The following is an 11,759-nucleotide window of genomic DNA, read 5'->3' as shown; positions in this document are numbered from 1 at the left end:
AGCATTGCACCGGGGCGTCCGCAACCTGAACGCGAGCGGGCCGATCGAGGATCGTCAGCCCCCAACCTTTCTAGCGCCGTGGCGGGACGTCCAGGCCGGCGCTATGAACATAGGCTTCGCCATGCTTGTGCGGCTCGACGCCGTCCTTGCGGGCGAAATGATAGTCGAGCTTGCCGATGACCTCCTGCGCATTCTCGCCGCCGACCATCCGCATCAGTGCATCGACCTTGGCTTCGATGCGGTCGTCATTCTCCTTCGATGAAGGCGATCCGACGTAAAGGAAGTACGCAAGGCCGACGACCTGCCAAAGCAGCTGCAGGAACTCGGACTGCCAATTCTCGAACGTGTCGCGGCCCATTTCCACGAGGTAAGCGGAGACGTCCGGCGCTTGCCCGTGTTCCCGTGCCGAGTCGGCGAAGGCGTACCAGCCGAACAGCCAGTGGAGCGCCAGCGAAATGAGGAAGAATGCGACGGTAATCCAAGCGTAGGCGTATTTGCGAAAGACAGTCATGCGTTACCTCCGAAAGGCCATGTCGCGCGAACGGCAAATCCTCGGCGCGGGTTCCGGCGGAGGCGGCATTCAGAAGATAATTGGCTGTTAACCATAACAGCGTGATAAAAGGCGTCATGGCAGCCAGGGGGCCAAGAGCGACCGACCCGAACGTTTCCCGCATCCTCGTGGGCGGCGGCGCCGCGCTTGCGCTTGCCGCACTCGCGGTCTTCGGCGGGATCGCGCTGTCGGCCCCGCCTTCGGGGGAACCGCTGCGCGACAGCGTGACCTTCCGCCTGGCGCCGCCGTCGCCCGCGGTTTCGATTACCGAAGCCAAGGTGCCCGGCCGCCCGATCGTGTTGATCGATCCCGGCCATGGCGGCGAAGATCCCGGCGCATCGGGCCTTTCGGGCGATATCCGCGAAAAGGAACTGACGCTCCAGCTTGCCCGCGAATTGCGCGACCTGCTCGCTCGGTCCGGCCGCGTGCGCGTCGCGCTGACCCGCGATGACGACCGCCACCTGGCGCTCGAACAGCGGGCCGAACTCGCCCGCCGCCTCAACGCCAGCCTTTATGTGTCGCTGCACATCGACAGCGCGCCGAATCCATTGGCTCGAGGCGCCAGCGTTTATTCCCTGTCCGAAATCGCTTCGGATGCGGAGGCCGCGCGCCTTGCCGAAGCCGTGAACGCGGGTTCGGACTTGCCGTCCGGCGGGGATGGGTCGGTGCGCGCCATCCTGTCCGACCTGGCGCTGCGCAGCCAGATGAGCGCCTCGGCCGAGCTTGCGGAACGGCTGGTTCGCAATGCCAGCGGGAAGATCTTGCTTCGCCCGCAGCCGCATCGCTTTGCGGATTTCCGGGTCCTTCGAAGCGCCGGCGTTCCCGCGGTGCTGTTCGAAGCCGGCTATATCAGCAATGCCGAGGATGAGGCGCTGCTCCGCTCCCCGGAACAGCGGGCAAAGATCGTTGCCGCCCTTGCCAGGACCATCGAAGCCGACGTCGCGGCACGATCGCTGCGTTAGCGCTTCCAGCGATGGTCAAGAGCGGCTAGACGGCAGCCGCCGTGAAGTTTGATCGTTTGTCGCCCGCCAACTTGCCACTGCCCGACCTCGTTGCGTTCAACGCGCGAGTGCACGGCTTCGTCGATGGCCCATTCCGCCGCCGCTGGGTGCGGCGATCGGCGCTGGCGTTCGGCGCGCTGTTCCTGATCGGCGCGGCTTTGTGGCTGTATATCGCCAGCGGGCTGCCGACCTCGCAGACCCTGCTTGCCTACGAACCGCCGCTTCCGACCAAGGTGCGCAGCTACGATGGCGACCCGGTGCAGACCTTCGCCCGCGAACGGCGCGTCAACCTGACCTTCGACGAAATCCCGCCGCTGGTCCGCGACGCCTTCATCTCGGCCGAGGACAAGACCTTCTTCAGCCATGGCGGAATCGATTATCCGGGGCTGTTCGGCGCGGTCGGCGAATATATCGCCAAAAGCGTCACCGGCGGCGGCCGGTCGAAGGGCGGATCGACCATCACCCAGCAGGTCGCCAAGGCGCTGCTTCAGGACAATAGCTACAGCATCGGCCGCAAGGCGCGCGAGGCGATCCTCGCCTTCCGCCTGGAATCGGTGCTGTCGAAGGAGGAAATCCTCCAGCTTTACCTCAACCAGATTTTCCTCGGCCGGAACGCTTACGGCGTGCAGGCGGCAGCGCGCGCCTACTTCGATAAGGACGTCGGCGAGCTGACCCTGCCCGAAGCGGCCTATCTGGCCGTGCTGCCCAAGGCGCCGGCCAATTACGACCCGGAACGCGCCACCCAGCGCGCCCTCGACCGCCGCAACTACGTCCTTCGCGAAATGGCCCGCAACGACAAGATCACCGAAGCGCAATGGCGCGCCGCGGCGGCAATGCCGCTGGGCACCATCCGCTACGGCGGCGGCGACAAGTTCCGCGACATGGGCGGCTATTACATGGAGGACGTCCGCCGCGAGCTGCTCAAGCGCTTCGGCGAAAAAGCGGAGGACGGTCCGAACAGCCTCTACGCCGGCGGCCTTTGGGTGCGCACCTCGGTCGTCCCGGCGATGCAGGAGGCGGCGGCGGATTCGCTGCGTGAGGCGCTGGCCAATTTCGACGGCGGCCGTGGCTGGCGCGACCTGGGCCTGAGCCTGGACATGTCGAAGGACTGGGTGGGCCAACTCGACCGTACGCCCATCGGCGTTGGTTTCCCGGACTGGAGAAAGGCGGTCGTATTGTCGAAGTCCGGCGGCTCGGCGCAGATCGGCTTTGCCAACGGCAAGACCGGGACGCTCCTCGCGTCGGCCGCTTCGCAGCCCAAGCGCGGGGTCGGCGGCCCCGCCTTTGGCTACCTTCGGCCCGGCATGATCATCATCGTCAAGGATAGTGGCGGCAGCTTCGCGTTGCGCTCGATCCCCGAAGTGTCGGGCGGTTTCCTGGCGGAGGAAGTCCGCACTGGCCGGGTGCTTGCGATGCAGGGCGGTTTCGACGTCGTCGGGTCGAGCTATAACCGGGCGACGCAGGCGCTTCGCCAACCCGGCTCGTCTTTCAAGCCGATCGTTTACGAAACCGCGCTCGAAAATGGGCTGACCCCGGCGTCGATCATCGTCGATGCGCCCTTCTGCGTCTTCCAGGGGGCCGGGCTCGGCAACAAATGCTTCGTCAATTTCGACCGCAGCTATGCCGGCGCGAAAACTATGCGCTGGGGCGTCGAGCAGTCGCGCAACCTAATGACCGTCCGCGCCGCTTCCCAGGTGGGCATGGCGAAGGTGACCGATACGGCCCGCAAGCTGGGCGTCGGCGACTTCCCTAATTATCTGTCGATCGCGCTGGGTGCCGGCGAGACCACCGTCGCCAGGCTCGTCAACGCTTATGCGGTGCTCGCCAACCACGGCCGCGCCGTGACCCCGACGATGATCGATTACGTGCAGGACCGGAACGGCAAGATCATCTATCGGTCCGACAACCGGTGCGCGATCATGCAGGGCTGCAACGCGCCGGACTGGAACGGGCAAGCAATGCCGCGGCCGCCGTCGCGCACCCGCCAGCTGCTGGACCCGATGGCCGCGTTCCAGATGGTGCACATCATGGAAGGCGTCGTTGAACGCGGCACCGCGACGGTGCTTCGCGACCTCGACCGGCCATTATTTGGCAAGACCGGCACGACGAGCGGGCCGACCAATGTGTGGTTCGTCGGCGGCACGCCCGAAATCGTCGCCGGCGTCTATCTCGGCTACGACCGTCCGCGCAGCCTCGGCGGCTATGCCCAGGGCGGCCGGGTCGCCGCGCCGGTGTTCAAGAATTGGGCGAAGACCGCGCTGAAGGACCAGCCGAAGGTGCCGTTCGTCGCCCCCGCGGGCATCCGCTGGGTGCGGGTCGATCGGGGCACCGGCCGCCGGGTGTTCGGGACGTTCCCGACCACCGAGGACCCGAAGGCCTCGGTCATTTGGGAGGCGTTCCAGCCGCAGACCGAGCCGCGCCGAAGCTTCCGTCGCGGCGCTGATGAGGAAGACGAGGCGGAAGCTGTCGTGCCTGCGCTGCGCGCCGCGAGCCAGCGGCGGCGCCCCCGCGCCCAGGCCTCGCCCCCGGCTGACCAGCCGGCGCAGCGGGACGTCCCCGCCTGGCAGCGCCCGTTGCCAAATCCAATGGCGACTCCTAGCCCGCGCTGAACCACAAAGAACGAAAGCGTTTCCGATGCGCGCCGAAGCGCAAGCCCATATCGACCAGATCAACGCCGCGACCGCGCTGCTGCGCCGGTTCCTCGACTGGGACCGCGCCGAGAAGCGGTTGCAGGAGCTGAACGCCAAGGTCGAGGATTCCACGCTCTGGGATGACCCCAAGGCGGCGCAGGAGGTCATGCGCGAGCGCCGGCGGCTGGAGGAGGCGATGGGCGCCACCCGAGCGATCGAGCGCGAGCTGGCCGACACCGTCGAGCTGATGGAAATGGCCGAAGCCGAGGGCGACGATGGACTGGTCGACGACGCGGTGACCAGTCTTGCGGATCTCGCCGAGCGGGCCGAACGCGACAAGGTCGCGGCGCTGCTGGCAGGCGAGGCCGATGCGAATAACGCCTATGTCGAGGTCAACGCCGGCGCCGGCGGCACCGAAAGCCAGGATTGGGCCGAAATGCTGCAGCGCATGTACACCCGCTGGGGCGAGCGGCACGGGATGAAGGTGGAGCTGGTCGATCACCATTCGGGCGAGCAGGCCGGGATCAAGTCCGCGACTTTGCTGGTCAAGGGCGAGAATGCGTACGGCAACCTGAAGACCGAAAGCGGGGTGCACCGGCTGGTGCGCATCAGCCCGTACGATTCCAACGCGCGTCGCCACACCAGCTTTTCCAGCGTCTGGGTCTATCCGGAGGTCGATGACGACATCGACATTGAGATCAACGAGGCGGAGCTTCGGATTGACACCTACCGAGCGTCGGGTGCCGGCGGCCAGCACGTCAACACGACCGACAGCGCGGTCCGGATCACGCACTTGCCGACGGGAATCGTCGTCGCCTGCCAGAACGAGCGATCGCAGCACAAGAACCGCGCCTCCGCCTACAAGCAGCTCAAGGCGCGCCTGTATGAGGCGGAGCTGCAGAAGCGCGAGGCCGAGGCCAGCGCCGCCAATGCTGCCAAGACCGACATTGGCTGGGGCCACCAGATCCGAAGCTACGTGCTGCAGCCGTACCAGCTAGTGAAGGACCTTCGCACCGGCGTCACCTCGACCGCCCCCGGCGACGTGCTGGACGGCGAACTCGACCGGTTCATGGCCGCGGCGCTGTCGCAGCGGGTCACCGGCGAAAAGGTCGAAGTTGAAGACGTCGATTAAGCTTTCGGCCGTTGTCCTGCTGGCGGCGGTCGCTTCGTGCCGGCAGTCGGACGATGCCAATCGTTTCCCCAAGGCGCACCGGCCCGTCGCTGCGATTGTGGGCGATTCCTTTTCGACCGAGGACGTTCGCGACCGGCAGGGCGAATTCGCCAAGGTGGTCGAACTGGCCGGCGTGACTCCGGGCATGTCGGTGGCGGACGTGGGCTCGGGCGAGGGTTATTTTGCCGTGCGCCTGTCGCCGATCGTCGGCCGGCGCGGGCGCGTTCTGGCCGAAGACATCGTGCCCGAGGTCCGCGAACGCCTGGCCGAGCGGATTCAGCGCGAGAATCTCGACAATGTCGCGGTGACGCTTGGCACTCCGGAAGACCCGCGGCTTCCCGTCAGGTCGTTCGACCGCATCTTCCTTGTGCACATGTATCACGAGGTCGCCTCGCCCTACGAATTCCTGTGGCACCTGCGCGACAGCCTGAAGCCCGACGGCCAGGTCATCGTCGTCGATGCGAGCCGCCCGACCAACCGGCACGGAACGCCGCTGTCCCTGCTGCAATGCGAATTTGCGGCGGTCGGCTACAAGCTCCTGCAAACCGCGCCGGTGACCGAAGACGGCACGTATTTCGCGTCCTTTTCGGCTGTCGGCGACCGCCCGCAGCCGGGGGCGATCAAGCCCTGCGAGCCTTCAAAGTAGGCCCATCCGGCGGAAGCTTGAGCAGCCGGTCCCGCCGAACACCAGGTGATCGACCACCGCGCAATCGATCGCTTCCGCGGCGCAGGCCAGGCGGCGGGTCGATCGACGGTCGCTGTCGCTCGGCCGCGGGTCGCCGCTGGGGTGGTTGTGGGCCAGGACGATTCCGCTGCTGCCGTGCCTGATCGCGTCGGCCAGGATTGCCCGGAACGGGATTTCGGCGCTGCTTTCATCGCCGTGATGGCGGGACACGTGAAGGCACCGGGCCTGATCGTCGAGATGGGCGACCCACAGGCTTTCGAGCGTCGGGTCGGCATCGGCAAGGCAGCCGGCGAAGAAGCTTCGGGCCGCGTCGAGGCCGTCGAGCTTGAGGGGAAATTCGGCACGCTGGTGAAGCATTGCATCGACCTAAGGCGGGCAGGGTTTCCGAGCTATTGAAGACGAGTCCACTTCGGTGCGGACAGATCATCCACAATGGAGTGGTTGGCCGGGCTTGGAGCGGGCGACGGCGCGCGTTACCAACCCGCCATGCAGCAATATCACGCGCTCTTGCAGACGATTCTCGACGAAGGCGTTCCGCAGGCGGATCGCACGGGCACCGGCACGCTGACCTATTTCGGGGCGCAAATGCGCTTCGACCTGTCGCAGGGGTTCCCGCTGGTCACGACGAAGAAGCTGCACTTGCGATCGATCATCGTCGAACTGCTGTGGTTCCTGCGCGGGGATACCAACATCGGCTGGCTCAAGGACCGCAAGGTCAGCATCTGGGACGAATGGGCCGACGAGAACGGCGACCTTGGCCCAGTCTACGGCAAGCAATGGCGCGACTGGGAAGCGGCGGACGGCCGCCACATCGACCAGATCAAGGGCCTGATCGCGCTGATCAAGGCCGATCCTTCGTCGCGTCGGCAGATCGTCACCGCCTGGAACCCTGGCGAGATCGAGCGGATGGCGCTGGCGCCCTGCCATTGCCTGTTCCAGACGCAGGTCGCGGCCGGCCGGCTCAACCTGCAACTCTACCAGCGCAGCGCCGACATGTTCCTGGGCGTGCCGTTCAACATCGCCAGCTACGCCTTGCTTACCCACATGCTCGCGCGCGAGTGCGGGCTGGAGCCGGGCGTGTTCGTCTGGACCGGCGGCGATTGCCACATCTATTCCAACCACATGGACCAGGTGCGGCTGCAGCTTTCCCGGGACCAGCGGCCGCTGCCGAAGCTGGTCCTTAAGGACCGTGGCCAGGCCATCGATGGCTATGAATCGGACGACTTCGCCTTCGAAGGCTACGACCCGCACCCGGCGATCTCGGCTCCGGTCGCGGTTTAACCTGCCGCGGCGCTCTTGCGCGGCTGTAGGAAATGCTTATATCCGCTTCATCCAATAAATAACCGGCTCCGCCGCACGGTGACGTGCGCCCGGGGCTTTTCCCGTCCTCTCCGGGACAGGGCCCGAACGGCGCACGGGTCGCACGCATTGGAGAGGGTTACGGGGCGGCGCTCCACACAGCCGGCAATCGCCGGATAGATTCCGCGGGAGCGCAACTGCGCGCCCGCTCAGCGCAGGGAAGCACATGGCCACCAAAGCGATCGACGCACCCCACAAGAAATCCAGTGGGGCGAAGACCAACTCGCGGCGAATCCGCAAGATTTTCGGCAACATCCACGAAATTTCGGAGATGCCGAACCTGATCGAGGTTCAGCGGGAAAGCTACGAGCAGTTCCTTCGCTCCGACCCGGCGATCGGCTATGTTTCCGGGCTCGAGAAGACGCTTCGGTCGGTATTCCCGATCGAGGACTTCGCCGGCACCGCGCACCTCGACTTCGACCGCTATGAGCTCGAGCCGCCGAAGTACGACACCGACGAGTGCCGCCAGCGCGGGCTGACCTATGCCGCGCCGATGCGCGTGACCCTGCGCCTGACCACCTTTGAAATCGATCCGGATACCGAGGCCAAGTCCGTCATCGATATCAAGGAGCAGGACGTTTACATGGGCGACATGCCGCTCATGACCATGAACGGCACCTTCATCATCAACGGCACCGAGCGCGTAATCGTCAGCCAGATGCACCGTTCGCCGGGCGTCCTGTTCGACCACGACCGCGGCAAGACTCACGCCAGCGGCAAGTATCTCTTCGCCGCCCGCGTGATCCCGTACCGCGGCAGCTGGCTCGACTTCGAGTTCGACGCCAAGGACATCGTCAACGTCCGCATCGACCGCAAGCGCAAGCTGCCGGTCACCGCGCTGCTGCACGCGCTTGGCCTGTCGAGCGAGGAAATCCTCAACACCTTCTACAAGACGGTGACCTACGGCCGCGGCAAGAACGGCTGGCAGATCCCGTACACGCCGGAAGCCTGGCGCGGGCAGAAGCCGCTGCACGACATCGCCGACGCCAAGACCGGCGAGATCATCTTCAAGGCCGGCGAGAAGATCACGCCGCGCCGCGCCAACCAGGTCGCCAAGGATGGCCTCAAGGACCTGGTCATCCCGACCGAGGAAATCTTCGGCCGCTTCTCCGCCTACGACCTGATCAACGAGAAGACGGGCGAGATCTACGTCGAAGCCGGTGACGAAGTGACTCCGGAAAATCTCGAGAAGCTGGATGCCGCCGGCGTCAAGACGCTCGAGCTGCTGGACATCGATTACGTCAACACGGGTCCGTGGATCCGCAACACGCTCAAGGCCGACAAGTCGGAAGATGGCGATAGCGCTTTGTCCGACATCTATCGCGTCATGCGCCCCGGCGAGCCGCCGACGCGCGAGACGGCCGATGCCTTGTTCTACGGCCTGTTCTTCGATTCCGAACGCTACGACCTCAGCGCCGTGGGCCGCGTGAAGCTTAACATGCGCCTTGGCCTCGACGTCGAGGACACGGTCACCACCCTGCGCCGCGAAGACATCATCGCGGTCGTCCAGGAACTGGTGAACCTGAAGGACGGCAAGGGCGAGATCGACGACATCGACAACCTTGCCAACCGCCGCGTCCGCTCGGTCGGCGAACTGCTGGAAAACCAGTATCGCGTCGGGCTGCTGCGCATGGAGCGCGCGGTCAAGGAGCGGATGAGCAGCGTCGACGTGTCGACGGTGATGCCGAACGACCTGATCAACGCCAAGCCGGCGGTCGCCGCGGTGCGCGAATTCTTCGGCTCCTCGCAGCTGTCGCAGTTCATGGACCAGACCAACCCGCTGTCCGAAGTCACGCACAAGCGCCGCGTTTCGGCCCTCGGGCCGGGCGGTCTCACCCGCGAACGCGCCGGCTTCGAAGTTCGCGACGTTCACCCGACCCACTACGGCCGGATCTGCCCGATCGAGACTCCGGAAGGGCCGAACATCGGCCTGATCAACTCGCTCGCCAGCTTCAGCCGGGTGAACAAGTACGGCTTCATCGAAACCCCGTACCGCCGCGTGGTCGACAACAAGGTGACCGAAGAGGTCGTCTATCTGTCGGCGATGGAAGAGGCCAAGCACACGATCGCGCAGGCCAACGCGGAACTGACCAAGGACGGCAGCTTCGGCGAAGAGATCGTCTCGTCGCGTCGCAACGGCGACTTCCTGATGGCGCCGCGTGACCAGATCACGCTGATGGACGTCAGTCCGAAGCAGCTGGTGTCGGTCGCCGCGTCGCTCATCCCGTTCCTTGAGAACGATGACGCCAACCGCGCGCTGATGGGATCGAACATGCAGCGCCAGGCGGTTCCGCTGCTGCAGGCGGAAGCGCCGCTGGTCGGCACCGGCATGGAAGAAACGGTTGCCCGCGACTCCGGCGCCGCGATTGCCGCGCGCCGTTCGGGCGTCGTCGACCAGGTGGATGCCGCGCGTATCGTCGTTCGTGCAACCGGCGTCGACCTGAAGCCGGGCGAGTCCGGCGTCGACATCTACACGCTGATGAAGTTCCAGCGGTCGAACCAGAACACCTGCATCAACCAGCGCCCGCTGGTGAAGGTCGGTGAATCGGTCGCTGCCGGGCAGATCATCGCCGACGGCCCGTCGACCCAGTTCGGCGAGCTCGCGCTCGGCCGCAACGTGCTCGTCGCGTTCATGCCGTGGAACGGCTACAACTATGAGGATTCGATCCTCATCAGCGAACGCATCGTCAAGGACGACGTCTTCACCTCGATCCACATCGAGGAATTCGAAGTCATGGCCCGCGACACCAAGCTTGGGCCGGAAGACATCACCCGCGACATTCCCAACGTCGGCGAGGAAGCACTCCGCAACCTCGACGAAGCGGGCATCATCTACATCGGTGCCGAGGTTGAGCCGGGCGACATTCTGTGCGGGAAGATCACGCCGAAGGGCGAAAGCCCGATGACGCCGGAGGAAAAGCTCCTCCGCGCGATCTTCGGTGAAAAGGCCTCGGACGTTCGCGATACCTCGCTTCGACTGCCGCCGGGCGTTGCCGGCACCGTCGTCGAAGTGCGCGTGTTCAACCGTCACGGCATCGACATCGACGACCGTACCCGCGCCATCCAGACGGAAGAGAAGGAGCGGTTGAAGAAGGACGCCGACGACGAGCGTGCGATCCTCAACCGCGCGACCTTCGCCCGCCTCCGCGAAATGCTCAACGGGCAGGTCGCGACCGCGGCGCCGAAGGGCATCAAGAAGGGCGCCACCCTCGACGAAGCGACCCTGGAAGGCGTCGACCGCCACGACTGGTGGAAGATCGCCGTTAAGGATGACAGCCGCCAGTCGGACATCGAAGCGCTCAAGGGCCAGTACGACGAGGCGGTCAACGTCATTCGCCGTCGCCTTGAGGACCGCGTCGAGAAGCTCGAGCGGGGCGATGAGCTGCCGCCGGGCGTGCTGAAGATGGTCAAGGTGTTCGTCGCGGTGAAGCGCAAGCTGCAGCCGGGCGACAAGATGGCCGGCCGGCACGGCAACAAGGGCGTGATCAGCCGCATTTTGCCAAACGAGGACATGCCGTTCCTGGAGGACGGGACCCCGGTCGACATCGTGCTGAACCCGCTGGGCGTGCCGTCGCGCATGAACGTCGGGCAGATCTTCGAAACGCACCTCGGTTGGGCGGCCCGCGGGCTCGGCCAGCAGATCCAGGAGATGCTCGAGGGGATCCATGACCGCGGCAAGGACATTGCCGGCAAGGACATTCAGACCGTCCGGGCCAAGCTCAAGTCCATGTACGGTCCGAACTATGACGCCGACATCGACGCGCGCGACGACGATGGCGTGATGGAGCTTGCCCGCAACCTGGTCGGCGGCCTGCCGATGGGCACGCCGGTGTTCGACGGCGCGCGCGAACCGGATGTCGGCGACATGCTCGAAATGGCCGGCCTTCACCGTTCGGGTCAGGTGACCTTGTTCGACGGCCGCACCGGCAACCCGTTCGATCGCCAGGTGACCGTGGGCTACATCTACATGCTCAAGCTTCACCACCTTGTGGACGACAAGATCCACGCACGTTCGATCGGGCCGTACAGCCTCGTCACCCAGCAGCCGCTGGGCGGTAAGGCGCAGTTCGGCGGCCAGCGCTTCGGCGAGATGGAGGTGTGGGCGCTGCAGGCGTACGGCGCCGCCTACACGCTGCAGGAAATGCTGACGGTGAAGTCCGACGACGTGGTCGGCCGCACCAAGGTGTACGAAGCGATCGTCAAGGGAGACGACACGTTCGAGGCCGGCATTCCGGAAAGCTTCAACGTGCTCGTCAAGGAAATGCGGTCGCTCGGCCTTAACGTCGAACTCGACAGCGTCGCCGACGAGAACGACCCGCCGGCAATCGCAGCCGAATAAGCCGAACCCGATTCAGACCTGCCC

The 11,759-nt window shown here is 65.5% G+C and carries 8 protein-coding genes; 6 read left to right on the top strand and 2 right to left on the bottom strand.

Annotated features, from left to right (window positions below):
- Window positions 1-70: 70 nt before the first annotated feature.
- Window positions 71-511, bottom strand: coding sequence for a DUF6766 family protein (locus G7078_RS09560; RefSeq protein WP_166095439.1), 441 nt, complete (start codon window positions 509-511; stop codon window positions 71-73).
- Between the two features lie 116 nt (window positions 512-627).
- Here G7078_RS09560 and G7078_RS09555 point away from each other — a divergent pair, with 116 nt between their 5' ends.
- The 4 genes from G7078_RS09555 to G7078_RS09540 all read left to right on the top strand — a co-directional run bounded on the left by G7078_RS09555 (window position 628) and on the right by G7078_RS09540 (window position 5,998).
- A complete protein-coding gene (locus G7078_RS09555) occupies window positions 628-1,512 on the top strand; it encodes an N-acetylmuramoyl-L-alanine amidase family protein (RefSeq protein WP_166095437.1) in 885 nt (294 codons plus the stop codon).
- Between the two features lie 77 nt (window positions 1,513-1,589).
- Window positions 1,590-4,160, top strand: a complete 2,571-nt coding sequence (locus G7078_RS09550) for a penicillin-binding protein 1A (RefSeq protein WP_425505269.1) — start codon at window positions 1,590-1,592, stop codon at window positions 4,158-4,160.
- A 25-nt stretch (window positions 4,161-4,185) separates the two neighbouring features.
- Window positions 4,186-5,313: a peptide chain release factor 2 gene (gene prfB / locus G7078_RS09545; RefSeq protein WP_166095434.1), complete on the top strand. Its 1,128-nt coding sequence runs from the start codon at window positions 4,186-4,188 to the stop codon at window positions 5,311-5,313.
- Window positions 5,297-5,998 (top strand): class I SAM-dependent methyltransferase, encoded by a 702-nt coding sequence (locus tag G7078_RS09540; protein WP_166095432.1) that lies wholly within the window; start codon window positions 5,297-5,299, stop codon window positions 5,996-5,998. The genes prfB and G7078_RS09540 overlap by 17 nt, the downstream gene beginning before the upstream one ends.
- Here G7078_RS09540 and G7078_RS09535 read toward each other — a convergent pair.
- Window positions 5,990-6,394 carry a JAB domain-containing protein gene (locus G7078_RS09535; RefSeq protein ID WP_166095430.1) on the bottom strand — a complete coding sequence of 135 codons (405 nt, stop codon included), beginning with the start codon at window positions 6,392-6,394 and terminating at the stop codon, window positions 5,990-5,992. The genes G7078_RS09540 and G7078_RS09535 overlap by 9 nt on opposite strands.
- A 129-nt stretch (window positions 6,395-6,523) precedes the next feature.
- Between G7078_RS09535 and G7078_RS09530 the strand changes: the two genes are divergently transcribed.
- On the top strand, window positions 6,524-7,318 hold the full coding sequence (locus G7078_RS09530) for a thymidylate synthase (protein WP_166096326.1): 795 nt from the start codon (window positions 6,524-6,526) through the stop codon (window positions 7,316-7,318).
- Window positions 7,319-7,562: 244 nt separating this feature from the next.
- Window positions 7,563-11,735: a DNA-directed RNA polymerase subunit beta gene (rpoB, locus tag G7078_RS09525; RefSeq protein WP_166095428.1), complete on the top strand. Its 4,173-nt coding sequence runs from the start codon at window positions 7,563-7,565 to the stop codon at window positions 11,733-11,735.
- Window positions 11,736-11,759: the final 24 nt, after the last annotated feature.

The sequence above is a fragment of the Sphingomonas sinipercae genome (genome assembly GCF_011302055.1).
GTDB classification, from domain to species: Bacteria; Pseudomonadota; Alphaproteobacteria; order Sphingomonadales; family Sphingomonadaceae; genus Sphingomicrobium; species Sphingomicrobium sinipercae.
The sequence above is the reverse complement of the archived record's forward strand: the minus strand, read 5'-3'. Positions and strand labels throughout refer to the sequence as shown.